This window comes from Salegentibacter chungangensis (genome assembly GCF_042678405.1).
Taxonomy (GTDB): Bacteria; Bacteroidota; Bacteroidia; order Flavobacteriales; family Flavobacteriaceae; genus Salegentibacter_A; species Salegentibacter_A chungangensis.
The window spans coordinates 874,975-900,457 of the sequence record NZ_JBHTLI010000001.1 but is presented as its reverse complement, the minus strand read 5'-3'; the positions used below and the strand labels follow the sequence as shown (position 1 = coordinate 900,457).

The following is a 25,483-nucleotide window of genomic DNA, read 5'->3' as shown; positions in this document are numbered from 1 at the left end:
CTTAGTTTGCATAATTCTTTACTTTATCTAACCAGGTGAATTTTAAAATTAATGAGCTTATCCCGAAAACAAGCAGTGAAATTCCTGCTTTCGGGTAATCCCGTACCACGAGGAATATTGGCAGCAGGATCATACTGGACTGCCAAATTATCCCCACGAGGCAATTTAACATATCTATGCCGAAATCTTTATTCTTTTCGATCTCCCCTTCTTCCTTCTGAAGCTCTTTCAGCACAGGTTTCCAGAGGCCCCAGGGCCGAACGTTTTTATAGAAGCTTTTCAGGGTCCTCATATTTGTGGGCGGAGTAAGATAGGTTCCCAGGAATGAGCCTGCCAGGGAGAAAAGGAAGATCGCCGGGAACAGATAGATGGCCGGGATATGCGAGACTTCATATAAGAAGGAATCCGGCACAAAACTGCCTTTATTCTGATCCAGCATAAACTGAATGGTGGCGATGATTAGTCCTGATAACATTCCCCAGAAATAACCCCAGCCGTTAAAACGCCACCAGACCCATTTCAGGAAGTTCGCGGCAACATAACCTCCATATAGTGCGCTGGTGATCCAAAGGGTTATGGAATTGATGGAATCGGCGAAAAAGCCCATTACCACTCCTAGGGCCACCACTATAAAGGAGGCAAGATGACTGGCTTTTACATAATGCCTGTCTGAGCCTGAAGGCTTGAAATATTTCTTATAGATATCGTTCACGATATAGGCAGGCCCCGCATTCACAAAGGCCGAAAAAGTGGACATAAAAGCCGCCAGCAAACCGGCCAGCAATAAACCTTTCACTCCAACAGGGACGTGGTTATTGATCACTTTGGGCAAAATAACTTCAAGGTCGTTTCCTGTCACACTACCCGAAGCGACCATTTCCGGAGCCACATAAACCAGTCCGATCAACACGATCGCGGCAATAAGAAGATAACGCGGAATGAACAGGACCAGGTTGGTGAATCCGCTCATATAGGCTGCATCTCTCACCGTTCGGGTAGAAAGGATGCGCTGCATATCGTAACTTGGGGTGGGGCCGGCGATGCTTGCAAAGAAACCTTTGAACAGGGTCATCCCTATAAAGGCGCCGAACATCTTATAGCCCTGAGAATCTATAAGTGCATTGAAAGGTTCTTTTTTACCATCCCAGAATACTTTCAGCTCATTTCCGAAAAAAATATTCTTCCATTCCGAAGGGATGAGGCTGTTCACCTGGGCATCGGTAAATTCTATGAATGTATATCCGGCTACCAGCAGGCCCGCCAAGACCATAATCCCGTATTGCAAAACTTCGGTGGTCACCACCGAGAACATTCCGCCCTTAATGGTGTAGATAGTGGTGAAAAAGATGATGAGCAGGGCGTAGCTTTGTTCCGAAGTGAGCAGCAGGCTGTCCAGAAGGCTCAGGCTAAGGTCCCACGGCAGGATGACCGTCATAAATTTCCCTACGCCTTCAAAGAAGTAGGCGATGAATCCTATGGAAGCGATCACGGCAAAAATTGCCACGATAAGATGAGAGGCCCTTCCCGGCCTGTCGTCCCCAAACCTGGTAAGTATCCATTCAGAACCCGTCATCACTCCCGACCTCCTGATCCAGATCGCCAGGAACATCATCACGAAGATCTGGTTCCAGATGGGCCACATCCACATAAACATAAAACTTTTCACCCCGTAGAGAAACAGGATCCCGACCATCCAGGCCGTCCCGGAAACATCGAACATTCCCGAGCCGTTGCTGAGCCCCAGGTAATACCAATTGATGCTTTTCCCCCCAAGGAAGTAGGAATCCAGGCCTTTCGAGGCCTTTTTGGAAACCCAGATCCCGATGGAGAGCGTAAGAATAAGGTACAGGGCGATTATGAGTACATCGGTTAACGCCATTAATCTGCCTGCTTTTTAGTGGTTCCCCAGTTCTTGTTCGGCTCCGGTCCCATCACAAATTTCAGCTTCCCGCCTTCAAGAATCTCCTGATGGGAAATTGAAGTGCGATCGAATTTCTTTCCGTTCAAGGTTGCAGACTGTATGTAAATATTTTCTTCTGAAACATTTTCGGCGATGATCCCGAAGGTCTTTCCATTCGGTAAATTCAGTCTCGATCTTTCAAAAACCGGGCTCCCGATCTCATATTCTGCTGAAGCCGGATTGAAAGGATAAAGCCCCATCGAACTGAAAACATACCAGGCAGACATTTGCCCTGCATCCTCATTTCCGCTTAAGCCATCGGGCGTGGTGTTGTACTGTGTTTTCAGAATTTCCCTCACCCAGTATTGTGTCCTCCACGGCTTCCCCGCCTTATTGAAAAGGTAGGCAATATGATGGCTTGGCTCATTCCCGTGAGCGTACTGCCCGATCAATCCTGAGATATCTGCGGAAGTATGCTCTCCCGTGATCTCTGAACTTTCGTTAAAAAGCTGTTCCAGTTTTTCGGTAAAAGGCTCCGCGCCACCGTGCAGCTGAATTAAGCCCTCCGGCTGATGCAACACGAACCAGCTGTGTTGCCAGGCGTTACCCTCGGTATAATCTGTATTCACACGATGTTGGGAGTGTTTTGGATCGAAAGGTGTATGCCATTCTCCTTTGGAAGACTTTCCGCGCATAAAGCCTGTTTCGGGATCAAAAAGCTTTTTATAGGATTCGGCTCTTTTGGAAAAATACCGGTAATCCTCCTGCTTATCCAGTGCTTTGGCCATTTGTGCCACACACCAGTCGTTGTAAGCGTATTCCAATGTTTTAGTGACCGATTCGTTCCCCAGGTCAAAAGGAATATAGCCATATTCCCTGAGTTCCTTCAGGCTTCGGGCATCCTGCATCATCGTGGTCTTCATCGCCTCGTAGGCTTTTTCAACATCAAAATCACGGATGCCTTTAAAATAGGCCTCGGCGATCACGGGAACAGAATGATAACCCGTCATCGTATTGGTTTCATTCCCGTAAAGCGTCCACACCGGCAGGCTCTTGTTCACCTCGTAATATTCCAGCATAGAACTTATGATATCGGAAACCCTGTTGGGTTCGATCAACGTCAATAAAGGCTGTTCCGCCCGGAAGGTATCCCAAAGCGAAAGCGTGGAATAGGCCACGAAATCCTGAGTTTTGTCAATACTGTCATTCTCTTTCCTGAATTCCCCGTTCACATCACTGAAAGTGACCGGCGAAAGCTGGGTATGATATAGTGCCGTATAGAATATGGTCTTCAGCGAATCTGCCGGGGTTTCCACCTCAATGTCTCCCAGTGCTTTTTCCCATTCTGCTTCAGCCTGCTTTCTTTTTTCTTCAAAATCGAAATTATCCGAACTATCCAGGTTTTTGCGTACATTCTCAATGCTCACCGAAGACAGGGACACTTTCGCCTGTAATTCGGTGGAATTCTTTTCATCGAAGAACAATTGGGCTGAAGTACGCGCTCCCTGAACCTGTTCTCCTTCCTTTGCTTCATTATCTCCGAACAGAGTATATTCAGAAATTGGTTTTGAAAATTCAGCCACGAAGAAAACCTTCTGATTTTTCGCCCAGCCGGTGCTGTGACGATAACCGCTTATAGTATTTTCATCTTCGATGTTTATAGCGGTTTCCGTAGGCTTATCCCAGTTGATCGCGAATCCAAGATCAATTACAACCGACTGCTCATCTCCTTCCTTAAATGTATACTTATGGTAACCGGTCCTTTTGGAGGCGGTAAGCTCTACATCGATTTCGTGATCCTCCAAATAAAGCTTATAGTATCCCGGGCGGGCCTTCTCTTTGGAGTGGGAGTACTTCGATTTATACGGAATATCATCTCTTTCACTAACTTTTACAGTTAGATCAACCTTCTTATTTACCGGCATAAAGAGAATATCGGCAAGATCGCCGATCCCGGTTCCGCTGAGATGCAGATGACTAAAACCTGCGACGATAGAATCGGAATAATGATAACCTGAGCACCAGTCCCAGCCGCTAATCCCATTATCCGGACTCAGCTGCACCATCCCGAACGGGGCACTGGCTCCCGGAAAGGTATGGCCGTGACCGCCGGTACCTATAAAAGGATCTGCATAAGCTGTTAGCTTCTCATTTTTATTTGGCCTCTGAGATTCCTTCTGATCAGAATTGCAGCCAAGCAGGCACAATGAAAAAAGAAGAAAACAGGAAGTATAATGTTTAAGCATATATCGTTTTAATTCTGGTGTTCCTGTTAAAGAATTGTTACTTATATGATAAATATTTATATATTCAGCCTTGAAAAAAATAATATTAGACCAACAACGATTTTGAAAAGCTAAACAGCCAAAATCTATAGTCCCTGCCGTCTATGTCCCTGTCTGCCCGCATTTACAGAAAACTATTCATTAGCAATACTGAAGGTTTCCAGATTAGCCCGAGACATCACGTGATCTTCTGGCTTATCTATTTCACCTTCAACACCCTAAGATGGGGCAGCTATTACGGGGATTACCTCTATTCTTTAAAGACCAACCTCCTGGGCTTTCCCATACATATGAGCCTGTGTTATTTTACGGCCTATTTCCTTCTCCCTAATTTTATATATAAAAAAAAATTTCTAAGCTTTACGGCTCTCCTGGTCAGCTCCATATTTGTAATGGTGCTTGCAAAATTTTATTTCACCTACATCCTTATCAACACTAACGTATGGCCCGAAGGCCCTGAAATAACCTCTACCCCAACAATAGATTATATGATCGTTATGATGCTTGGGGAACTGTATGTGATCTCATTTTTCTCGGCCATAAAAATAACCATAGAGTGGTTTAATGAAAGTAAGAGGGCCGCAAAACTTGAAAAAATGCAATCTGAAACCGAACTTAAATTCTTAAGGTCCCAGATCTCCCCGCATTTTTTCTTTAATACCCTGAACAATGTCTATTCGTTAAGCCTGGAAAAATCTGATAAAGCTTCAGACACGGTCCTGAAGCTTTCAGAGTTTATGAGGTACCTGCTTTATGAGGCCAAAGATCAGAAACAATCCCTGGAAAAAGAGATCGGATGTATCAAGAACTACCTGGATCTTGAAGGCATCAGATACGGAAGTTCCTTAAAGGTGCAGCTAAATATTTCAGGAGAGCCTAAAGGAAAGAAAATTGCTCCTATGCTCCTTATTCCTTTTATTGAAAACGCCTTTAAGCACGGGGCGAACAAGAATATAGGACCCGTACACATTCTTATCGATATTGAAATAAAGGAGGAGTTTCTTAATTTCAAAATTGAGAATACTTCTCCCAGCAAAAATTTACCGCAAAAAAAGGAAAAAGACGGAGGCATAGGAATTAATAACGTCAAGAAAAGACTGGAACTGGGATATAACAAAGAAGATTATAACCTGAACATTTTCGAAAAGGAAGGAAACCACGTTGTTGAACTTAAAATTATACTGAAATGAATCTGAGTTGTGTGATTATAGATGATGAGCCTTTAGCAGTGAATGTTGTAAAGAATTATGTAGCGCAGGTTAAGGGGCTGGAGCTGAAAAACAGTTTTAACAATGCGGTAGACAGTCTTGAATATTTACAGGAGCACCCGGCCGACCTTTTATTCCTCGATATAGATATGCCTGTAATTGATGGCTATAGTTTTCTCAAAAGTCTCAATTATAAGCCTATGGTGATCGTTACTACCGCCCATACCGAATATGCAGTTAAAGGCTATGAGCTGGAGATCCTGGACTACCTGGTAAAGCCCATACCTTTTCCGAGATTTTTAAAAGCCGTGAACAAGGCCATAAAAAACCATAAGGAATCTGAAAAAAGCGCTCCTCCTAAAGATCCGGCAGATCATATCTTTGTAAAGATCAACAAGAAGAAGATGAAAAAGATCTGCCTCAATGAGATTCTTGTAATAGAAAGCCTTAAAGACTACATAAAGATCATTACAACCTCAGAGAATTTTATAGTACACCAGACCCTGAGCAGTTTTACCGAAGGCCTGCCTGAGAACGACTTTCTACGCATACACCGGTCTTATACAATCTCACTGGATAAAGTTGAAACGGTAGAAGGCAACAGCCTGGAAATTGCAGGGAAACGATACACAATTGGCAGGAGCTACCTTAATGAAGCCAAGGAGGTGATATTAAAAACAATGGTCTAAAGTTACCTGATCTAGTCCTGCTTCTTCCTTGTTTTCAGAAAGTATTTCGGGTTAACTCCGTATTTTTCTTTAAAGATCTTGGAGAAATAACTTCTGTTATTGAGCCCTATAGAAACAACTATTTCTGAAATATTTTTATCTGAGGTCATCAGCATTTCCTTAGCGGCTTCCAGCTTTTTATGCTGCATATACTTATTTACCGTAAGGTTGTAGATGTATTTGAAACCTTCCTGAAGTTTATTCACATTGGTCCCGGCTTCCTTAGCCAGCGACTCTACCGTAAGATTGCTTCCTATATCTCCCTGGATTCTCTTGGCAACATAATCTACCTTCTCAATGTCCGATTTCCTCAGGATCTGCGGTAATTTATCTCCGGCTTCATCATCCTGATACTGGGAGATCTGGATCACAAGCATTTCGAAGGCCTTTCCTTCCAGAAAGATGGAACGAAGGAATCCGCTGAAATTCTTGGTATTGATCTCTTCCATAAGATCGGCGGCCTTTATGCTGTAATTCCCCTGGTAAAAGAATTGCTTCTTAGAAACCTGGTCCTGGAATAAGGACTTTAGGGTTGGATCAAGGTCCTTGAAATTATAATTTGAACGATGTGCAAAGATAGACCTGATGATCTCCAGGCTGGACACATGAGTAGACTGATTGGCCTTAAAGTAAAGCACATGTCCGTTGTGACCACTGCTGGATACAATTATGTTCTGATAAGTATCTATACTGTTCACCTTTTCTGTATTCTCAAAAGAATGTCCTACACTTCCTTCAGAGCAAAAAATGAACTTAAGCGGATGAACGGTATTACGGGTAAAATGAATACGCACATCCTCATAGAATTTACAATTATAGGTAATAATCCCTATACCGGAGTCAAAGTTGGAACCTCTGATAAAACCCTCTCCCAAATCCTCAGGTATTTCTATAGTTAGTTCTGCTCCCCCATTAATGATGGGTGCATTAATACTATTTGAAATATCTTCTATTATTTCATCAACCGGCAGGGTCTTAACGTCTATTCTCATATAAATAATTAGTCTTCAATTATACTGAAAACCGTATTTTTAAACCTGATTCTTAACAATATTAACAAACTCCTGGTAAATTTTAACAAAAGCTTGGAGTGTAAAATTATAATTTGGACTCAAATTTGAAAGGCAATCGGTACAATTTATGGCTTATTGGTCAATACTAGTTTGAAAAACGTTATTACACCTTCATCAACACCGTTACTTTCAAGTATCCCTGCTTGAATTTAGCTTTTACTTCAGGATAAAACCGTAAAAATTGTGTTAAAAACATTAAGCGAAACACATTAATTTCCAGAATTTTACACTTTATAATCCGAAAAAAAAGGAACTAACATCTTCTGCTTTTTCACATACCATTTTCCAAATGACCGTATTATATATTTTATTGGGAATAGAAATCGCAGCCGTAATTGTGATTTCCACGTTCCTCTTCAGAAAGATCTTTAAGAACTTTCGCAATCAAAAGGATTAAAGTAATTCCAAATTGTTTCCCGAAATTTAAAGTCTTATTGTAATTTTGCCTGCCAGATTTTTGTTTAATTTCAAAGAGTTAAAGTTGGCAACATGAACAATAATAATGACAAGCCTTCCTCTACAACAACTTCAGAACGCGAAGACCCTAATAAAGAAGTATACCGTGGTAAAGATAATTTCAGCAAAATAGTTCTGATCATTATTGCTGTAATCATACTGATTGCCATTTTAGCCTTAGCCGGCATCCTAACTTAAAGGAAGCCTATAAGTATAAAAAACATCCTGCCAGCCACACAGAAAGCCTTATATTTAACCAAAAATTTTATGGCTAAAAATTATTATGATCCTGCCGACCTTAGAAAGTTTGGAGAGATCACGGAATGGAGTGAAGAACTGGGAGAGAAATTTTTCGATTATTATGGGAAAGTTTTTGAAGAAGGCGCCCTAAGCGCTCGCGAAAAATCCCTTATCGCTCTTGCCGTTTCTCACGTTGTAAAATGCCCCTATTGTATAGACGCTTATACTAAAGACGGGCTTCAGCGCGGGATCACAAAAGAAGAAATGATGGAAGCAGTACACGCCGGGGCCGCCATAGAAAGCGGGGCCACTCTTGTACACGGTGTGCAAATGATGAACAAATACAAGAAATTAAGTATGTAGGCACTTTTCAACTGAAAAGCTATAATACTTTTATTAATCCAGACTTCTCAAACGCAATAAATGTCTCACAAGTCATTAAAAGCAAGACAGAACGAACTCTCTAAACCTGAAAAACAGCTGGAATTCCTAAATAACGGCATCTTCAGGGAAGGGGAATTACCTTATTTTAAAGACAAGATCGCTAAATCGGGAGCTCCACAGCTCAAACCAAAAAAGCTGGAGATCCTTCAGCTTAACCTGGGTTATATGTGCAACCAGGTTTGCTCACATTGCCACGTAGATGCGGGACCAGACCGGAAGGAGATTATGACCCGGGAGACGATGCAGCAATGCCTGGAAGTAATTAAAAATACAGGCGCTCATACCCTCGATCTTACCGGGGGTGCTCCCGAAATGAATCCGAATTTCAGGTGGTTTGTAGAAGAAGCCTCAAAAGCCGGGGTAAAGGATATCATTGTGCGTTCTAATCTCACCATTATCCTGGCAAACAAGAAGTATCACGACCTTCCGGAATTCTTTAAAAAAAATAATGTGCACGTGGTGTCCTCCCTTCCGTTCTATAAAAGGGAAAAAACAGACAGGCAGCGTGGCGAAGGCGTTTTCGACAAATCTGTCAAAGCGCTTCAAATGCTTAACGATGCAGGCTATGCCAAAGAAGGGAGTAACCTCAAACTGGATCTGGTCTACAATCCGGCCGGCGCCTTCCTGCCTACAAATCAGGAGGCAATGGAGCAGGATTTCAAAAAAGCATTGAAAGAAGATTTTAATATCGGGTTCAACAATCTTTTTGCAATCACCAACCTCCCCATAAGCCGATTCCTGGAATACCTGATCGCCTCTGAAAATTACGAAGACTATATGTATGCCCTGGTAGAAGCCTTTAATCCTGCAGCAGTAGAAAATGTGATGTGCACCAATACGCTTTCCATTAGCTGGGATGGCTGGCTTTACGATTGTGATTTTAACCAGATGCTCGACCTGAAAGTAGCTTCCAAAGTTCAACACATTAGTGAGTATAACGAAGACCTGCTGGAAAACAGGGAGATCATCATCTCACAACACTGCTATGGCTGTACGGCCGGAGCAGGCAGCAGCTGCCAGGGTACCGTAGCTTAATCTGAAAATATTTCAACTTGAACAATTCCGACAATCTCCTTATAATATTTACCCGAAACCCCGAAATAGGAAAGGTAAAAACAAGGCTGGCAAAGAAAACGGGAAATCAAGCAGCCCTCGAGATCTACAACTTCCTTCTTCGACACACGGTGGCGATTACCAAAAACATAAAAGCTGCTAAATCGGTATATTATTCTGACGAGATTTGGCAAAATGATCTTTGGTCGGAAGAGCTGTATGATAAAAAACTGCAGTCCGGTCCCGGCCTGGGAGAACGAATGGAAAATGCGTTCAGGGAAGGTTTTTCTGAGGGATATAAGCATATAGTCATTATTGGCAGCGATCTATTCGATATTCAGGAGGCCGATATCACTGAAGCTTTTGAACATTTAAGTAAAAATGAATTCGTGATCGGCCCGGCCCAGGATGGCGGATACTACTTATTAGGAATGAATTCCTTAAATTCGGATGTCTTTAAGGGCAAGAACTGGGGTAGTTCTTCGGTTTTGGGAAGCACCTTAAACGACCTGAAAAACAAAAAAGTTAAACTTCTGGAAGTCCGCAATGACATTGATGTATTTGAAGACCTGAAAGGAAAAAAAGCCTTCCGGAAATATTTAAAATAATAAAATGCTGAAACAAATCAACGAATCTGTCGATTATCTTATCTCCAAGGGATTTGAAGATCCGGAGATCGGAATAATACTTGGTACCGGCCTTGGAAAGCTTATAGAAGAAATAGAGGTGGAGGCCGAGGCCAGTTATAGTCATATCCCTTTCTTCTCTTCTGCCACGGTAGAATTCCACAAAGGAAAGCTTGTTTACGGTAAGCTTGAAGGCAAGAAGGTAGTGGTCATGAAGGGACGCTTCCACCTTTATGAAGGCTACGACCTGCAGGACGTCACTTATCCGGTGAGGGTGATGCATAAACTCGGCATCAAAAAACTTTTGGTATCCAACGCTTCCGGTTCTGTGAACCTCGATTTCAAAAAAGGAGAGCTAATGCTTATCGACGATCACCTTAACCTGCTAGGAGATTCTCCTCTTGCCGTTCGCGGTATAGACAAGCTTGGTGAACGCTTTGTAGATATGAGCAAACCTTATGATGTTAAAATGAATGAACTCATTGAAGAAACAGCGAAGAGTTTCGACATAAAACTTCATAAGGGGGTTTATGCCTCAGTTCTCGGGCCGCAGCTGGAAACCCGTGCAGAATACAGGTACCTGAAGATCATTGGTGCCGATGCCGTTGGAATGAGCACCGTTCCCGAAGTGATCGTGGCCAATCACCTGAAGCTTCCGGTTGCAGCGATCTCCGTGATCACCGATGAAGGAGATCCCGATAACCTGGAACCGGTGAATATCCAGGAAATCATCAAAATGGCCGAAAAAGCAGAGCCCGATATGATTAGGCTTTTCAAAGAAGTCATTAAAAAAGTTTAACCCTACACTATATTTAAATGAGTTATCTCGAAACCACACGAAATGTTTACCGCGATGCCGCCCTTACGCCGGATGTTGGCCTATGTTGCACTACCAATCCCGTTTGGGAGTTACCCGGATTAAAGATCCCGCGTATAATGCAGGAAATGAATTATGGTTGCGGCAGCACCGTTCACGCCCGGGACCTCACCAATGATCCCAAAACGCTTTATGTAGGGGTTGGCGGGGGAATGGAACTGCTTCAGTTCACCTATTTCTCAAGGCAGAAAGACGGAGTTATCGGGATCGATTCGGTAGATGAAATGCTGGAAGCTTCCAGAAAGAATTTCAGGGAAGCTGAAGAAATGAATCCCTGGTTCAGATCAGACTTTGTTGATCTTAGAAAAGGAGACGCACTTGATCTTCCGGTAGAAGATAACAGTATAGATGTAGCTGCTCAAAATTGTCTTTTCAATATCTTTAAGACTGAAGACCTTAAAAAAGCATTGAAAGAAATGTACCGGGTTTTAAAGCCACACGGTCGACTTGTGATGAGTGATCCTATCTGCGAGCAGGAGATGAATGAAGATCTCCGGAATGATGAAAGGCTGAGGGCGCTTTGTCTTAGCGGAAGTCTTCCGCTGAAAGAATACGTAAAGGCCTTAACCGACGTAGGCTTCGGAACCATAGAGATCAGGGCTAAAAAACCTTATCGCATCCTCGATCCTAATAATTATCCGACCGATGAGCTGATCTATATCGAGTCTATTGAAGTTGCCGCTATTAAAGATCCTATGCCTGAAGACGGACCCTGTGTGTTTACCGGGAAAGCGGCGATCTATTATGGAGACCAGGATCATTTTGATGACAAGAAAGGACATATCCTGCTTAAGAATCAGCCGCTGGCCATCTGTGATAAGACAGCCGCAGCACTTTCAGACCTTAACAGGGATGATATTTTTATCAGCGAATCTACCTTCCATTACGACGGAGGCGGCTGCTGCTAATTAATTCTGAAAAAAATGGAACATATAGTAATTATTGGAAACGGGATCGCGGGAATTACCGCCGCACGGCATATCCGCAAGCATTCTGATAAACGCATCACGGTAATTTCAGCTGAGAGCGATTATTTCTTTTCGCGTACCGCGCTGATGTATGTCTATATGGGCCATATGAAGTGGAACCACCTGAAACCCTATGAGGACTGGTTTTGGGAAAAGAACAGGATTGAGCTGAAGAAAGCCTATGTTGAAGAGGTGAAATTCGATAAAAAGGAGCTTCTCTTTTCTTCAGGTGAAGCAATGAACTACGACAAGCTGGTACTGGCAACCGGCTCGGTCTATAATAAGTTCGGCTGGGAAGGTCAGGATCTAGAAGGCGTTCAGGGACTGGTGACCAAACAGGACCTGGAACTGCTGGAAGAGAATACCCGAAACTGCAAAAAAGCAGTGATCGTTGGTGGCGGACTCATAGGCGTGGAACTCGCTGAAATGTTACGCACCCGTAATATAGAGGTGACTTTCCTGGTAATGGAAAACAGTTTTTGGGGAAATGTACTTCCCTACTCTGACGGGAAAATGATCTCTGAACATATAAAGTCTCACAGAGTGGACCTTCGTTTAGAAACCAGCCTGGAGAGAATCCTCCCGGACGATTCGGGTCGCGTGAGAGGCGTGGTTACCGACAAAGGCGAAGAAATAGAATGCAGCCTGGTAGGGCTTTGTACAGGCGTACGGCCCAATATTGATTTCCTTAGGAATTCTGAATTGGAGCTGGATAAAGGAATTCTTGTTGACAATTACCTGCAGACAAATATCCCTGATGTTTATGCCATTGGCGATTGTGCCCAGCTGAAGGAACCTCAGTCTCACAGACGCGCCATCGAACCCGTCTGGTATGCCGGTCGAATGATGGGCGAGACACTCGCACAGACGCTTACCGGAACCAAAATGGAATATAAACCGGGCAACTGGTTTAACTCAGCCAAGTTCTTCGATATCGAATATCAGACCTACGGAAATGTAAGTACTGAGACCGGAGAGAATGAACAGCATTTCCACTGGCAGCATCAGGATAATACTAAAGGGGTCACCCTGGCTTTTGACCCGAATTCCAAAAAATTCCTCGGGGTGAACACCTTTGGAATAAGGATGCGACACGAAGTTTTTGACCGGTGGCTGAACGAGAACCGAAATATTCAGCACGTTTTAAGCAACCTGAAAGAAGCCAATTTCGACCCGGAATTTTATGATCGACACGAAAAGGAGATCTTCGGAAGTTTTAAACAGAACCTACAGGAAGTATAGCATATGAGCAAGATAGAACACAATATGTCAATGACTGGAGATCCTACGGCGGGAATCTCAAAAACCCAGAGAATTGCTACCGGCACGGGTCTCACGGGACTTTTTATCCTTATTCTCGCCCTTGCCAACGTGAATTTCCCTAATAAAATCCTGTTCCTGAGCCTGGCTCTTGGACTTATTATCATAGGCACCGTGGTTTTTGCCAATGACGCCTATCTCGGGAAACACACAGGAGTGAAGAACAATGGGGTGTGGTTCAGATCGCTTAGCGGAAGAGGCTTCTGGGCCTGGGCCCTGGGTATCTTTTTAACCCTGTTCTATATTGTGCTTTACTGGTTCCCGGAATACCTGGGTTACAATGCGAATGCAGACAATACCGGGCTTATCTCCCTGTTCGACCCGTTAAGCAAGCTTATAAACGGGAATCCTGCCAGCCAGTGGTTCGTTTACGGCTCGCTGTACACGGTCGCGATTCTTATTTTCGGATATAAATTCATCCTGAAATACCGGCATAACCGCTATGAGGTTATCCGTACTTTTTCGGTGATGTTCTTCCAGCTGGGCTTTGCTTTTCTTATCCCGGAGATCCTGATCAGGCTGAATCAGCCCTATTTCAATCCGGCCAATATCTGGCCGCTGAATTATGATTTGTTCGCGGGGTATAATGTCGATAGTTTCCTTTCGGCAGGGACTCTTGGCTTTGCGATGCTGATCTTCGGGCTGCTTACTATTTTTGTGATCACCCCTATCCTCACCTATAAATATGGTAAGCGCTGGTACTGCTCCTGGGTTTGTGGTTGCGGAGGGCTCGCGGAAACTGCGGGAGATCCTTACCGCCACCTTTCCGATAAATCCCAGTTTGCCTGGAAGGTGGAACGCTGGGTCATCCACAGCGTACTGGTTTTCGTAATGGTAATGACCATCGCGGTGGTCTATTCTTACCTGGGGCAGGATGGGGCAGACTACTGGCTGAGCAAAGATGCCTTCCTTTGGGGTTCGGCAGGTTTTCTTACGCTCATCTTCGCTTTGATTATGATCTTTAAACGGGAAGAGCTCGCCAAAGATGCGAAATACGGAGCCATAGGTTACCTGGTGATCATTCTTTCTATCATAGGCATCAATTATTTCAGCGGTAACTATAAGATCTTCTTTTTTGAAGGTTACCAGCTAAGACAATGGTACGGATTCCTAATTGGCGCGGCCTTTTCAGGAGTGATAGGAGTTGGATTCTATCCTATTTTCGGCAACCGGGTATGGTGCCGTTTCGGTTGCCCGATGGCTGCGATCCTGGGAATGCAGCAGCGCCTGTTCTCCAAATTCAGGATTACCACCAACGGAGGCCAATGTATCTCCTGCGGGAACTGCTCCACCTATTGTGAGATGGGAATAGATGTAAGGGCCTATGCCCAGAAAGGGGAGAATATTGTACGCTCCAGCTGCGTGGGCTGCGGGATCTGTTCGGCAGTCTGCCCAAGAGGAGTTTTAAAACTCGAAAACGGCGAGCAGGAAGGCAGGATAAATTCTGAAGAAGTGCTTCTGGGCAATGATGTGGACCTGATGGATTTAATCAACCAAAAAAGCAGGTAGTTTCTCCGGAAAGCTTTTATTTTGCAAGCCCGAACATCTGAAAAGTCAAGCCTGAATGCCGCTGATAAAAGTTATTATTCCCGCACATAATGAAGCCGACTCCATAGGCAAAGTGATAACTGAGATCCCATCTCTTGTAGATGAAGTGATCGTGGTAAGCAATAATTCTACCGATGCGACCGAAAAAAATGCAGAGGCAGCCGGGGCAACAGTGCTTCAGGAATCCAGAAAAGGTTACGGCTATGCCTGCCTTAAGGGAATGGATCATATCGCCAGACAACAAAATCAACCCGATATCATTGTATTCCTGGATGGGGATTACAGCGATTACCCGGAGGAACTTCCAAAGATCGTGGCTCCTATCATTGAAAACGACATTGACCTGGTGATCGGTTCCCGGGTTAAGCGCTGGCGGGAAAAGGGATCTATGACCTTCCCGCAAATTTTCGGAAACTGGCTGGCGACAACATTGATGAAGCTTTTCTTCAATGCAAAATTCACCGATCTCGGCCCCTTCAGGGCGATCAAATACGAAAAATTGCTGGCCTTACATATGCAGGATAAAACCTATGGCTGGACAGTAGAAATGCAGCTGAAGGCCTTAAAGCAGAATTTCAGCTACAAAGAGGTGCCCGTGCATTATAAGAACCGGATTGGCGTGTCAAAAGTTTCAGGAACGCTTAAAGGTGCTATCTTTGCAGGGATCAAGATTTTAGGTTGGATTTTTAAATACAGTTTCAAATAATGGATCTCGCCATTATTCTCATATACACCCTAGCCCTGCTGCTCATTTTCTTCTATAGCCTGTCGCAGCTGCAGCTTTTAGTGAATTACCTGAAAGCCCGGAAAGAACCTGATGCTTCTGAAAAGTTCAATCTTAATAATTCAGAAGAAATCCCCGTTGTGACCATCCAGCTGCCGCTTTACAATGAAATGTACGTAGTGGAAAGACTGCTGAAGAATATCGCAAAGATCGACTATCCAAAAAATAAACTGGAGATCCAGGTGCTTGACGACTCTACCGATGAATCGGTGGAGAAAACGGCCAATCTCATCGGGCAAATTCAGCAGAATGGCCTGGACATTCAGCATATCCAAAGAAAGAACAGAACAGGCTTCAAGGCCGGGGCTCTAAAAGAAGGCCTGAAGATCGCTAAAGGTGAGTTCATCGCGATTTTCGATTCCGATTTTATGCCTGAGCCGGACTGGCTGAAAAAGACCGTTCCCTATTTCAAAGATCCTGAAATAGGCGTGGTACAAACCAGATGGGGTCATCTTAACCGCGATTATTCCCTGCTCACCAGGATCCAGGCTTTTGCACTGGACTTTCATTTTATACTGGAACAGACCGGAAGGAATTTCGGAAGGCATTTTATAAACTTCAACGGTACCGCCGGAATATGGCGAAAGGAATGCATTCTGGATGCCGGCAACTGGAGCGGAGACACCCTCACCGAAGACCTGGACCTGAGTTACCGGGCACAGATGAAAAAATGGAAGTTCAAATATCTGGAAGATGTAGAAACGCCGGCCGAATTGCCCGTGCTTATAAGTGCTGCAAAATCTCAGCAGTTCAGATGGAACAAAGGGGCGGCCGAAAATTTCAGAAAGAATTATATGAAACTGGTCAGGGATAAATCGGTTTCCTTCGGGACAAAATTCCACGGATTCTTCCACCTCCTTAATTCCAGTATGTTTTTGATCGTGTTGCTGCTGGCTATTTTAAGCGTACCGGTGCTGTATATCAAGAACACCAATCCGCAGTTCAGCTGGTATTTTAATGTGCTCGCCTGCTTCGCTGTAAGCACGATTATTTTCTTTTCCTGCTATTATGTGGCCTATGCCAGGATCCACGGAAAAGGAATAAGGAGTTTTTTCCGGTTCATAGGGATGTTCTTCACTTTCTTTTCGGTAGCGATGGGCTTTTCGGTGCATAATTCCCTGGCGGTGCTGGAAGGACATTTCGGAAAAAAATCAGAATTCATCAGAACCCCAAAATTCAACATCAATAACCTCAAAGACTCCTGGAAAGGCAATAAATACATTAAGGAAAGTTTCTCTTTAAACCTGATCCTGGAAGCCGGGCTTTTCCTTTATTTCGGCTTCGCCCTGTGGAGTGCATTTTTACTAAAAGATTTCGGGCTTTTTATATTCCACCTGATGCTTTTCGGCGGCTTCGGCTTTGTGGTGATCAACTCCCTCAACTTAAGAAGATAGTATTTCCCCCAACTTTCATAAATTTGGACAGGCAGTCTAAAAATGAAAGATTTTCTCAGGTATCATAAGTACTCCGTAATAATATCGCTCTCTGTAGCGGTATTTTACGCTGCATTTGGTTATGACCTTGTCCGCTCTGATTTTATAAAACTGATAAGCCTGTACGCAGGACTCTTTTTCCTGAGCTTCAAACTCATTCAAGTTGAAAAGACCAATTTTAAGCTCCTGGCGGGGCTGGCTGTTTTATACCGGCTGATATTCATTATGGCCTTGCCTAATCTCTCCCAGGACTTTTTTCGATTCATCTGGGACGGCAGGTTGCTGGCAGAAGGCATAAGCCCTTACCTTTCTACTCCTGAAAGTTTTACCGGAAGCATCTCCCAGGGTCCACAACTCATCGCAGGAATGGGAAGTTTGAGCGCGGGAAACTTCACGAGCTATCCCCCTGTGAATCAGATGATCTTTGGAATTGCAGCTTTTCTGGCCGAAAACAGTATTATCGCTTCAGTGCTTATACTGAGGCTCTTTATTATAGCCGCTGACCTGGGAACGCTTTATTTCGGAAGCAAATTACTCGGGTCCCTAAACCTGCCAAAATACCGGATATTCTGGTATATTCTGAATCCCTTCATCCTTATTGAGCTTACCGGAAACCTTCATTTTGAAGGGGTGATGCTCTTCTTCCTGGTCTGGTCGCTTTACCTGCTTCATAGAAGAAAATGGATCTGGAGTGCGGTATTACTGGGGATATCGGTTTCCGTGAAATTGCTGCCTTTATTGTTCCTCCCACTTCTGCTTAAATATTTCAATAACAGAACAACAGAAAACTCTAACACAAGCCTGGGTTTAGGCAAACTTACAGGCTTTTATGCAGTGACCGTAGCAACTGTCTTGATCTCATTTCTTCCATTCCTCTCTGCCGAACTGATCTCGAATTTCACAGAAAGCATAGGGCTCTGGTTTCAAAAATTCGAATTCAACGCCAGTATCTACTATATCGTGCGCTGGATCGGCTTTCAGGTAAAGGGCTATAACATAATTGCAACCGCCGGAAAGATCCTGCCGGTGATGGTTATTTTGATCCTGACAGGACTTAGTTTCTTCAGAAAGAATAATAATACTGAAAGGCTTATCAGCTCAATGCTGCTTGGTATTTCAGCCTATTTCTTTCTTTCCACCACCATTCATCCCTGGTATATAGCCACACCCCTGATGCTTTCGGTCTTTACAAGGTACAGGTTCGCACTGGCCTGGTCCTTCGTAGTATTCTTTAGCTATTATGCCTACGGCAGCAACGGGTTCCAGGAGAATTTGTGGATAGTAGGCCTGGAATACCTTTTAGTTTTCGGTGCCTTAAGCTATGAGGTCTTCGGAAATAAGCCTCTTGAACCTCAGGCCCTGGCTTCAGATCTCCGCAAAATATAAAGATCTCTCATATAGATAAGTCCGCCGAAAAAATGAGCAGATATGAGGACAGGGTCATTTCGAAAAATTCCGTAAGTAAATAAGAAAACAGCTCCTAAAACACTCAGGATCCAAAAGCCTTCCGGCAGAAATGAATGTCCGGTCTTTTCAGCAAAATACCACTGATAAAAGAAGCGGGAAGTATAGACAACCTGGCCAAAAACACCCAAAATCACCAGCCACGGAGAAATATTGACCCCGTTTATAAGATCTGTCCATTCAAGACTATTATAGAACATTCCGTAGAAAGACAGCGCCACCGGGAATCCAAGGACTAAGCCGCGAAAAAACAGACTGGTTTTATTCCACGCTCCCTGTAGCTGCAGGTTTCTGATGTAGACTGCATAGATCAGGAACTGGCCGAGCATAATGGCAAGGTCTTCCCTTAAGTATCCGTATATGAACAGGAGGATGGAAGCCAGCAAACTCAGTTTCCAGAAGATCACCGGAGTCTTTACCTTTTTAGCCTTTTCAGATATGAACCATTGAGTAACCAGCCTGGCAGAGAAAAATAACTGCGCCAAAAAGCCTAATCCAAAGATCACCCACTCGTTCATACACCTGCAAATAATGTTTTCAAAGACTATTTCTCATCAGCCCCGGACCAATAAAAAAGCTGCCCAATGATAAGGAAATATTATCACGAGGCAGCCTAACTTATGGTAAAACTATCTTAATTACATATCCAGCAGGTATGCAAAAATAAGCGGCGCCACGATGGTCGCATCGCTTTCTATGATATGTTTTGGAGTGTCTATATCCAGTTTCCCCCAGGTGATCTTCTCGTTAGGTACGGCTCCTGAATATGAACCGTAACTGGTTGTAGAATCGGAGATCTGGCAAAAGTAGCTCCAGAAAGGCGTATCGGTACGTTCCATATCCTGGTAAAGCATCGGCACCACGCAAATCGGGAAATCCCCGGCAATCCCTCCTCCAATCTGGAAGAAACCAATTCCGTTCTTCGAATTTTCGGTGTACCAATCGGCTAAAAAGGTCATATACTCGATGCCGGATTTCATCGTACTTGCCTTCAGTTCTCCTTTAAGCACGTAGGAGGCGAAAATGTTCCCAAGGGTACTGTCTTCCCATCCGGGAACCACTATCGGGAGATTTTTCTCTGCAGCCGCGTACATCCAGGAATCCTTAAGGTCAATCTCATAATATTGTTCCAGCTTTCCGGAAAGCAATAGTTTATAGAGAAATTCATGAGGAAAATAGCGTTCTCCTTTTTCATCGGCCTCTTTCCAGATGTCAAAGATATGTTCCTGGATCCTTCTGAAGGCTTCTTCTTCAGGAATACAGGTATCGGTAACCCGGTTGAGTCCTTTTTCCAAAAGATCCCATTCTTCCTTAGGAGTAAGATCCCGGTAATTAGGAACCCTTTTGTAATGCGAGTGGGCCACAAGATTCATCACATCTTCCTCCAAGTTGGCCCCGGTACAGGAAATGATCTGAACCTTATCCTGCCTGATGATCTCGGCAAAGATCTTCCCAAGCTCGGCCGTACTCATTGCGCCCGCAAGGGACACCAGCATCTTTGCGCCGCCTTCCAATTGCTTTTCGTAATCCTTGGCCGCATCTACAAGAGCCGCCGAATTAAAATGCAGATAATACTTTTCTATAAACTGAGAGATTGCTCCTTTACTCATCTTCGTCTTCTTCGTTATAATTTTGATATTTGAATTTGTAGCTCAACATCTTGTAATAAAGCTTGGCCGCGAGGAAGTCTGAAGACCTCTCGTTCTTATTCGGGCACAGCTCTACGATGTCGAATCCTACCACATTCTTCTTTTTGAACATCATTTTCAGGAATTCCAGGGTTTCATACCAGAAAAGACCTCCGGGTTCCGGGGTTCCTGTTGAGGGTAAGATGGAAGGATCAAATGCGTCAAGATCTATCGTGATAAAAACATTCGGCGTCATCTGCCCTATGGCATCGTCCATCCAGTCTTCATAAAGATCGTGAGCAAAATACACCTGGTTTTCGTCCATATGCTCGGTCTCCGAAACATCCATAGACCTGATCCCTACCTGAACAAGGTTGGTGGTCTTACTGGCCTCGTGCACCGCACAGGCGTGATTGCATTTGGAACCTTCATACTCCGGGCGAAGATCGGCGTGAGCGTCAAGCTGCACCACGGTAAGATCTTCAAAAGCTTCATTGAAAGCCCTTATAGAGCCTATAGAAACAGAATGCTCCCCTCCAAAAAGGGTGACGAACTTATCCTGTTTGATATAATTCTTCGTGGTCTTGTACACCGCTTCCACCATTTTTTCAGGGGAAGAATTTTCAGATACCGGCGGGGCAAGGTATATCCCTTTCTTATAAACCTCTGATCGGGTTTCGATATCATAAAGCTCCATATTTTCAGAAGCTTCCAAAAAGGCCTCAGGCCCCTTATCGGCTCCCTTTTGCCAGGTACTGGTACCATCGTAGGGAACAGGAATCAATACCACCTTCGCTTCGTCTATACGAGCGTACTTATCGGGTATCCCGGCGTAATTCTTTTTACTCATTTTAAGTAAAGATTAGTTAGTTGATTAATTTAATTGGTATTAAAAATATAAAATTTTAATTGTCTCTGCTATAGCCTAAAATTGCGAGCATATCTTCAGCCTTCTGCTGTTCACTGAAAAGCTCTGTCCTTATATTCCCTTCTTCATCCCTGTCTATAAGGATATGTTTGGGCTGCGGAATAAGGCAGTGCTGCAATCCTCCAAATCCTCCAATCGTATCCTGGTAAGCCCCGGTATTAAAGAAGCCTATATATAACGGTTTTTCCTTTTTGAACTTCGGAAGATAGATCGCGTTGGTGTGCTGTTCAGAATTATAATAATCGTCACTGTCACAAGTAAGGCCTCCAAGCAGCACCCGTTCATATTCGTCGTTCCAGCGGTTGATGGCCAGCATCACGAACTTCTTGCTTATAGCCCAGGTATCGGGTAAAGTGGTGATAAAGGAAGAATTGATCATATTCCATTTCTCCCTGTCGTTCTGCTGTTTCTGGTAAAGCACTTCATAGATGGCACCCCCGCTTTCACCAACGGTAAAACTTCCGAATTCGGTGAAAATATTAGGCACATCCACTCCGGCTTCCTCACAGGCAAGTTTTATCTGATTGATGATCTCATCTATCATATACTCATAATCATATTCGAAAGCCAGCGAATTCTTTACGGGAAAACCTCCTCCAATGTTCAGGCTGTCCAGGTGAGGACATACTTTCTTGAGGTTGATATATACTTTCAGACATTTATTCAGCTCGTTCCAGTAATAGGCGGTATCACGAATCCCGGTATTGATGAAAAAATGAAGCATTCTGAGGTGAACCTGTTCATTTTCCCTGATGGTCTTGTTGTAAAAGGGGACTATGTTCTTATAGCCTATGCCAAGCCTTGAGGTATAGAATTCGAACTTCGGCTCTTCTTCCGAAGCGATCCTGATCCCTATCTCGAACTTCCCGTCTATTCTTTCGGTCAGAAGGTCTAATTCCTCGTAGTTATCGATAATGGGAATACAGTTCCTGTGCCCGTTATTAAGCAGGCGGGCAATATTCTCTACGTACTGATCGCGTTTAAAGCCGTTACAGATCACATAAGTATCATCGGTAATCTTTCCCGAAGTCTTAAGTTTTTCAACAATATTGATATCGAAGGCCGAAGAGGTCTCAATATGAATATCATTTTTCAATGCTTCGTTCAGCACGTGTTCAAAATGCGAACTTTTGGTACAATAGCAATAATTATAAGACCCCTTATAATCGTGTTTCTCTATTGCATTATTAAACCATAATTTGGCCTTTTTGATATTCTCAGAGATCTTAGGCAAATAGGTGAATTTAAGTGGTGCCCCGTATTTTTTTACAAGGTCCATCAGGTCTATATCGTGAAAACGAAGCTCGCTTCCTTCCAACTTAAATTCCTCCTGGGGAAAATAGTAGGTCTGATCTATTAAATCGCTGTATTTGGTATTCAATTGGTTAGAGTTAGGTTTTAAAGGTAAAAATTAGGCATTAAATTATGCTACCAAAAAAAATGACTGGTAAATTATTGTTAAGATAAAATTAATTTAGGTTGAGAACCTGCCTGAATGCAGGTCTTAAACAAGTGCGGGAAGGCAATTTCAGGAAAGCCCTCCAAAAGAAAAGTTATTCTGGTCAATTACAATCTTTGTGTTCGGTATTTTCTTTTTCAGAAATACAATACATAATTAAGCTACCGGCCTCTGCCGATCATCTTCATTGAAAAGCAGCATAAGCCGAAGCAAATGTATTAAAAAAGTATATTGAATTCTGAAAAAAATTTAAGGCTTTACAGCATCCCTAAATTTATGACTTCCTGCTGGGTAAGATGTCTGAATCTGCCTCGTGGAAGGTCTTTCTTGGTAAGGCCGCCAAAAACCACCCTGTCCAGCTTCACGATATCATAATCAAGGCTCTTGAACAGCTTCTGAACGATATGGTTCTTCACACTGTTGATCTCAAGCCCGATCTCGTTCTTAGGACGATCTGTAACATAGCTGATATCCTGCACGCTTATTTTCCCGTCGGCAAGAATTACGCCTTTCCTGACCTTATCAAGGTCTTCCTGCTTTAACGGGCGGTTAAGCTCTACGTGATAGATCTGGCGAATCCCGTTCTTAGGCTTCGCAAGTCTCTTGGCCATAGCTCCATCGTTGGTAAAAAGCAAGAGTCCTGATGCCTGGGTATCCAGTTTCCCAACCGGGTCCAGCTTAGATTTGCTGGCTTTACTGATAATATCCATAACGGTTCGGCCTCCTTTTTCAGGATTTCCTGTAGTATAGAATCCTTTAGGCTTGTTTAGCAATACATATTCAGGCCTGTCTGGCGTAATGCTTCGGCCGTCAAACTTCACCTCATCGCTCAGCTGCACTTTGTAGCCCATCTCTGTAACCACTTTCCCGTTCACGGTAACGCTTCCGGCAGCAATAAAGATATCGGCATCCCTGCGTGAGCAAACACCTGCATTAGCAACATATTTGTTCAAACGAATCCCGTCTTTATTAGACGCTGTCTTCGGCGCTCCCTGCTTCTTAACAGGCGCGTTTCCTCTTGCGAAAGATTTCTTTTTCTTTCCGCCGCCTTGTCTTCCGCTAAACTTATTACCTGAAGATTTATCGTTTCTGCTCATATTGCTAATTTTTTGCAAAGATACTGATAGATTGCGACCTAACTAACTTATTGGCAAAAGATTTGGCCCCGAGGATATTTTTAAGTCCTCCAGCTAAAAAACCCTTTTCAGCACCTCTTCAAAATCTATAAGAAGTATTCCGAAAACCCCTGCCACAATAATAAGTTTGAGGATATTATGCAACATTAAATACTGCCATTTTGCCTTGCTGAAGTACAGGAATAGCAGAAAAACTATCAGCAATACAAAGGAAACATAGAAGTAATAGTCCATATATCCTATATCGAAACGGGTTACCAGAAGCAGAATAGGGATCACGGCGAGTATGGAAAGTGCCGAGAGAAAGAATTTGCTCATCTTCTCCCCATATACCAGAGGGATGGTCCTGTAGTTCTGGATAAGATCTCCTTTCATATTCTCCAGGTCCTTTACAAGTTCCCGCATCACGATCATAAGATACAGAAAGGTGGCGTGAATAAATATCACGGTCTCGAAATTCTTATAGTAAACGAAAATGGCAAAGAATGGGGTGATCACCAGAATGGAAGCCACAAGATTCCCAAGGAACAGTATCTTTTTAAGCCGGTGGGAATAGAACCAGATCGCGAAAATGTAGATCGAAAAGAATACCACTGCCCTGAAGGACACGTAACTGGCAAAGAAGATCGCGGCGAAGTTCAGGATAAAATACACCGAAAGCTTTGTCCGCTGACTCACCACCCTGTCCAGCATTGTCTTCTTGGGACGGTTGATCAGGTCTTTCTCACTGTCGTAAAAGTTATTGATAATATACCCGGAGGCCACTACCGTAGCCGAAGAAAGAATAAGAAAAAACAGGTTATCGTCCAGCAGTACTTCCCGTAAAGGCAGATCGTGCCCCAGGATAAAAGCCGAGGTAAGGTACTGGGCAATGATAAGGATAAGGATATTATAGCCGCGGACTACCGAGAACAAACTCAGCATTTTCAGCATAAACCGCTGGTTCATTGTAGCAGCCATAAAAGTGCCGGGTTTAGAAGTTATAAACTACTTCTAATTTGTAATCCTTTAGAGCTTTTCGGGCTTTATCGATATCCTCGGTAAAGCCTAAAATATATCCTCCTCCACCGGAACCGCAAAGTTTAAGATAATAATCATTGGTCTCGATCCCGTGCTTCCAAAGCTTATGGAACTGAGCGGGGATCATAGGTTTGAAGTTATCCAACACCACGTGAGAAAGACGTTTTACATTACTGAAAAGCGATTTCACGTCTCCTTTCAGGAAGTCATCCACACAGGCATCGGTATGTTTTACGAACTGATCTTTCAGCATCTGGCGAAAAGGCTCCTGCTTCATATTCTCCATAAAGATGTTCACCATAGGCCCGGTCTCGCCGGTGATTCCGCTGTCCAGAAGGAATACCGCCCCGGTCCCCTTTTCAGTTTGAGAAGGAATGCCGGCAGGTTCGATGTTGTCTTTAGAATTTATAAGGATCGGGATGCTTAGATAGCTGTTCAAAGGATCCAGTCCCGAGGATTTTCCGTGGAAAAAAGATTCCATCTCCCCGAAGATCTTCTTCAGTTTCAGAAGTTTTTCGCGGGTAAGATTTTCAAGCACCGTGATCTTATCGGTCGCATATTTATCATAAATAGCTGCAACCAGGGCTCCGCTGCTTCCCACTCCGTATCCCTGCGGAATACTGGAGTCGAAATACATCCCCTTATCGATATCGGCGTTAAGCGCTTCCATATCAAAACTTACAAGCTCCGGATGTTTATTCTGAAGCTCCACCAGGTACCCGGCGAATCTCTTAAGGTTATTATTGGATGCAATGGCAGCTTCAGACGGATCTTCATCTACCTTTAATGCACCGTTATAAAAGTTATAGGGAATCGACAAACCCTTGGAATCCTTGATGATCCCGTACTCTCCGAAAAGAAGGATTTTTGAGTAAAATAATGGTCCTTTCATAAGCTTATAAATT

General features: G+C 43.7%; 23 protein-coding genes. 13 read left to right on the top strand and 10 right to left on the bottom strand.

Annotated elements, in window-relative coordinates; all coding sequences use genetic code 11:
- Position 1: 1 nt before the first annotated feature.
- Both ACFQ3Q_RS04075 and ACFQ3Q_RS04070 read right to left on the bottom strand, forming a co-directional pair.
- Positions 2 to 1,879 carry a sodium:solute symporter family protein gene (locus ACFQ3Q_RS04075; RefSeq protein ID WP_380743198.1) on the bottom strand — a complete coding sequence of 626 codons (1,878 nt, stop codon included), beginning with the start codon at positions 1,877 to 1,879 and terminating at the stop codon, positions 2 to 4.
- A complete protein-coding gene (locus tag ACFQ3Q_RS04070; RefSeq protein ID WP_380743194.1) occupies positions 1,879 to 4,146 on the bottom strand; it encodes a GH92 family glycosyl hydrolase in 2,268 nt (755 codons plus the stop codon). Before ACFQ3Q_RS04070 ends, ACFQ3Q_RS04075 begins: the two co-directional genes overlap by 1 nt.
- 143 nt (positions 4,147 to 4,289) lie before the next feature.
- On the opposite strand from ACFQ3Q_RS04070, the gene ACFQ3Q_RS04065 reads away from it, so the two are divergent.
- Both ACFQ3Q_RS04065 and ACFQ3Q_RS04060 read left to right on the top strand, forming a co-directional pair.
- Complete coding sequence (locus ACFQ3Q_RS04065; RefSeq protein ID WP_380743192.1) at positions 4,290 to 5,375, top strand: sensor histidine kinase; 1,086 nt, start codon at positions 4,290 to 4,292, stop codon at positions 5,373 to 5,375.
- Complete coding sequence (locus tag ACFQ3Q_RS04060; protein WP_380743190.1) at positions 5,372 to 6,082, top strand: LytR/AlgR family response regulator transcription factor; 711 nt, start codon at positions 5,372 to 5,374, stop codon at positions 6,080 to 6,082. The genes ACFQ3Q_RS04065 and ACFQ3Q_RS04060 overlap by 4 nt, the downstream gene beginning before the upstream one ends.
- Before the next feature lie 11 nt (positions 6,083 to 6,093).
- Here ACFQ3Q_RS04060 and ACFQ3Q_RS04055 read toward each other — a convergent pair whose 3' ends face one another.
- Complete coding sequence (locus tag ACFQ3Q_RS04055; protein ID WP_380743188.1) at positions 6,094 to 7,113, bottom strand: helix-turn-helix domain-containing protein; 1,020 nt, start codon at positions 7,111 to 7,113, stop codon at positions 6,094 to 6,096.
- Positions 7,114 to 7,683: 570 nt separating this feature from the next.
- On the opposite strand from ACFQ3Q_RS04055, the gene ACFQ3Q_RS04050 reads away from it, so the two are divergent.
- From ACFQ3Q_RS04050 to ACFQ3Q_RS04000, 11 genes are all read left to right on the top strand, one after another.
- The gene (locus tag ACFQ3Q_RS04050; protein ID WP_380743186.1) at positions 7,684 to 7,848 is read left to right on the top strand and encodes a hypothetical protein; all 165 of its coding nucleotides are present in this window, start codon (positions 7,684 to 7,686) and stop codon (positions 7,846 to 7,848) included.
- A 69-nt stretch (positions 7,849 to 7,917) separates the two neighbouring features.
- Positions 7,918 to 8,253: an arsenosugar biosynthesis-associated peroxidase-like protein gene (locus tag ACFQ3Q_RS04045; RefSeq protein ID WP_380743183.1), complete on the top strand. Its 336-nt coding sequence runs from the start codon at positions 7,918 to 7,920 to the stop codon at positions 8,251 to 8,253.
- A gap of 60 nt (positions 8,254 to 8,313) precedes the next feature.
- Complete coding sequence (gene arsS / locus ACFQ3Q_RS04040; protein WP_380743181.1) at positions 8,314 to 9,369, top strand: arsenosugar biosynthesis radical SAM (seleno)protein ArsS; 1,056 nt, start codon at positions 8,314 to 8,316, stop codon at positions 9,367 to 9,369.
- 17 nt (positions 9,370 to 9,386) lie between these two features.
- Positions 9,387 to 9,995, top strand: coding sequence for a TIGR04282 family arsenosugar biosynthesis glycosyltransferase (locus tag ACFQ3Q_RS04035; RefSeq protein WP_380743179.1), 609 nt, complete (start codon positions 9,387 to 9,389; stop codon positions 9,993 to 9,995).
- A 4-nt stretch (positions 9,996 to 9,999) separates the two neighbouring features.
- Positions 10,000 to 10,812 (top strand): purine-nucleoside phosphorylase, encoded by an 813-nt coding sequence (locus ACFQ3Q_RS04030; protein WP_380743177.1) that lies wholly within the window; start codon positions 10,000 to 10,002, stop codon positions 10,810 to 10,812.
- A 17-nt stretch (positions 10,813 to 10,829) separates the two neighbouring features.
- Positions 10,830 to 11,798 carry an arsenosugar biosynthesis arsenite methyltransferase ArsM gene (gene arsM, locus ACFQ3Q_RS04025; RefSeq protein WP_380743176.1) on the top strand — a complete coding sequence of 323 codons (969 nt, stop codon included), beginning with the start codon at positions 10,830 to 10,832 and terminating at the stop codon, positions 11,796 to 11,798.
- 15 nt (positions 11,799 to 11,813) lie between these two features.
- A complete protein-coding gene (locus ACFQ3Q_RS04020; protein WP_380743174.1) occupies positions 11,814 to 13,100 on the top strand; it encodes an NAD(P)/FAD-dependent oxidoreductase in 1,287 nt (428 codons plus the stop codon).
- 3 nt (positions 13,101 to 13,103) lie between these two features.
- On the top strand, positions 13,104 to 14,687 hold the full coding sequence (locus ACFQ3Q_RS04015; protein WP_380743172.1) for a 4Fe-4S binding protein: 1,584 nt from the start codon (positions 13,104 to 13,106) through the stop codon (positions 14,685 to 14,687).
- A 55-nt stretch (positions 14,688 to 14,742) separates the two neighbouring features.
- Entirely contained in the window at positions 14,743 to 15,432 is a 690-nt protein-coding gene (locus tag ACFQ3Q_RS04010; RefSeq protein WP_380743170.1) for a glycosyltransferase family 2 protein, read from the top strand.
- A complete protein-coding gene (locus ACFQ3Q_RS04005) occupies positions 15,432 to 16,904 on the top strand; it encodes a cellulose synthase family protein (protein WP_380743168.1) in 1,473 nt (490 codons plus the stop codon). Before ACFQ3Q_RS04010 ends, ACFQ3Q_RS04005 begins: the two co-directional genes overlap by 1 nt.
- Positions 16,905 to 16,946: 42 nt before the next feature.
- Positions 16,947 to 18,329 carry a glycosyltransferase 87 family protein gene (locus ACFQ3Q_RS04000; protein ID WP_380743165.1) on the top strand — a complete coding sequence of 461 codons (1,383 nt, stop codon included), beginning with the start codon at positions 16,947 to 16,949 and terminating at the stop codon, positions 18,327 to 18,329.
- On the opposite strand, the gene ACFQ3Q_RS03995 is transcribed toward ACFQ3Q_RS04000, so the two are convergent.
- The 7 genes from ACFQ3Q_RS03995 to ACFQ3Q_RS03965 form a co-directional block, all read right to left on the bottom strand.
- Complete coding sequence (locus ACFQ3Q_RS03995; protein WP_380743162.1) at positions 18,296 to 18,925, bottom strand: lipid-A-disaccharide synthase N-terminal domain-containing protein; 630 nt, start codon at positions 18,923 to 18,925, stop codon at positions 18,296 to 18,298. The genes ACFQ3Q_RS04000 and ACFQ3Q_RS03995 overlap by 34 nt on opposite strands.
- A 120-nt stretch (positions 18,926 to 19,045) precedes the next feature.
- Positions 19,046 to 20,017 (bottom strand): deoxyhypusine synthase family protein, encoded by a 972-nt coding sequence (locus ACFQ3Q_RS03990; RefSeq protein ID WP_380743160.1) that lies wholly within the window; start codon positions 20,015 to 20,017, stop codon positions 19,046 to 19,048.
- Entirely contained in the window at positions 20,010 to 20,885 is an 876-nt protein-coding gene (gene speB / locus ACFQ3Q_RS03985; RefSeq protein ID WP_380743157.1) for an agmatinase, read from the bottom strand. The genes ACFQ3Q_RS03990 and speB overlap by 8 nt, the downstream gene beginning before the upstream one ends.
- A gap of 55 nt (positions 20,886 to 20,940) precedes the next feature.
- Entirely contained in the window at positions 20,941 to 22,344 is a 1,404-nt protein-coding gene (locus tag ACFQ3Q_RS03980; protein WP_380743155.1) for an arginine decarboxylase, read from the bottom strand.
- A 335-nt stretch (positions 22,345 to 22,679) separates the two neighbouring features.
- A complete protein-coding gene (locus ACFQ3Q_RS03975; RefSeq protein WP_380743153.1) occupies positions 22,680 to 23,519 on the bottom strand; it encodes a pseudouridine synthase in 840 nt (279 codons plus the stop codon).
- 93 nt (positions 23,520 to 23,612) lie between these two features.
- A complete protein-coding gene (locus tag ACFQ3Q_RS03970; RefSeq protein ID WP_380743151.1) occupies positions 23,613 to 24,518 on the bottom strand; it encodes a geranylgeranylglycerol-phosphate geranylgeranyltransferase in 906 nt (301 codons plus the stop codon).
- Between the two features lie 13 nt (positions 24,519 to 24,531).
- Complete coding sequence (locus ACFQ3Q_RS03965) at positions 24,532 to 25,470, bottom strand: mevalonate kinase family protein (protein ID WP_380743149.1); 939 nt, start codon at positions 25,468 to 25,470, stop codon at positions 24,532 to 24,534.
- Between the last annotated feature and the right edge of the window lie 13 nt (positions 25,471 to 25,483).

Excerpts from the sequence above, each read along its gene's own strand:
- ACFQ3Q_RS04075 (WP_380743198.1), bottom strand. The coding sequence starts at position 1,879 with ATGGCGTTAACCGATGTACTCATAATCGCCCTGTACCTTATTCTTACG.
- ACFQ3Q_RS04070 (WP_380743194.1), bottom strand. The coding sequence starts at position 4,146 with ATGCTTAAACATTATACTTCCTGTTTTCTTCTTTTTTCATTGTGCCTG.
- ACFQ3Q_RS04065 (WP_380743192.1), top strand. The coding sequence starts at position 4,290 with ATGTCCCTGTCTGCCCGCATTTACAGAAAACTATTCATTAGCAATACT.
- ACFQ3Q_RS04060 (WP_380743190.1), top strand. The coding sequence starts at position 5,372 with ATGAATCTGAGTTGTGTGATTATAGATGATGAGCCTTTAGCAGTGAAT.
- ACFQ3Q_RS04055 (WP_380743188.1), bottom strand. The coding sequence starts at position 7,113 with ATGAGAATAGACGTTAAGACCCTGCCGGTTGATGAAATAATAGAAGAT.
- ACFQ3Q_RS04050 (WP_380743186.1), top strand. The coding sequence starts at position 7,684 with ATGAACAATAATAATGACAAGCCTTCCTCTACAACAACTTCAGAACGC.
- ACFQ3Q_RS04045 (WP_380743183.1), top strand. The coding sequence starts at position 7,918 with ATGGCTAAAAATTATTATGATCCTGCCGACCTTAGAAAGTTTGGAGAG.
- arsS (WP_380743181.1), top strand. The coding sequence starts at position 8,314 with ATGTCTCACAAGTCATTAAAAGCAAGACAGAACGAACTCTCTAAACCT.
- ACFQ3Q_RS04030 (WP_380743177.1), top strand. The coding sequence starts at position 10,000 with ATGCTGAAACAAATCAACGAATCTGTCGATTATCTTATCTCCAAGGGA.
- arsM (WP_380743176.1), top strand. The coding sequence starts at position 10,830 with ATGAGTTATCTCGAAACCACACGAAATGTTTACCGCGATGCCGCCCTT.
- ACFQ3Q_RS04020 (WP_380743174.1), top strand. The coding sequence starts at position 11,814 with ATGGAACATATAGTAATTATTGGAAACGGGATCGCGGGAATTACCGCC.
- ACFQ3Q_RS04015 (WP_380743172.1), top strand. The coding sequence starts at position 13,104 with ATGAGCAAGATAGAACACAATATGTCAATGACTGGAGATCCTACGGCG.
- ACFQ3Q_RS04010 (WP_380743170.1), top strand. The coding sequence starts at position 14,743 with ATGCCGCTGATAAAAGTTATTATTCCCGCACATAATGAAGCCGACTCC.
- ACFQ3Q_RS04005 (WP_380743168.1), top strand. The coding sequence starts at position 15,432 with ATGGATCTCGCCATTATTCTCATATACACCCTAGCCCTGCTGCTCATT.
- ACFQ3Q_RS04000 (WP_380743165.1), top strand. The coding sequence starts at position 16,947 with ATGAAAGATTTTCTCAGGTATCATAAGTACTCCGTAATAATATCGCTC.
- ACFQ3Q_RS03995 (WP_380743162.1), bottom strand. The coding sequence starts at position 18,925 with ATGAACGAGTGGGTGATCTTTGGATTAGGCTTTTTGGCGCAGTTATTT.
- ACFQ3Q_RS03990 (WP_380743160.1), bottom strand. The coding sequence starts at position 20,017 with ATGAGTAAAGGAGCAATCTCTCAGTTTATAGAAAAGTATTATCTGCAT.
- speB (WP_380743157.1), bottom strand. The coding sequence starts at position 20,885 with ATGAGTAAAAAGAATTACGCCGGGATACCCGATAAGTACGCTCGTATA.
- ACFQ3Q_RS03975 (WP_380743153.1), bottom strand. The coding sequence starts at position 23,519 with ATGAGCAGAAACGATAAATCTTCAGGTAATAAGTTTAGCGGAAGACAA.
- ACFQ3Q_RS03970 (WP_380743151.1), bottom strand. The coding sequence starts at position 24,518 with ATGGCTGCTACAATGAACCAGCGGTTTATGCTGAAAATGCTGAGTTTG.
- ACFQ3Q_RS03965 (WP_380743149.1), bottom strand. The coding sequence starts at position 25,470 with ATGAAAGGACCATTATTTTACTCAAAAATCCTTCTTTTCGGAGAGTAC.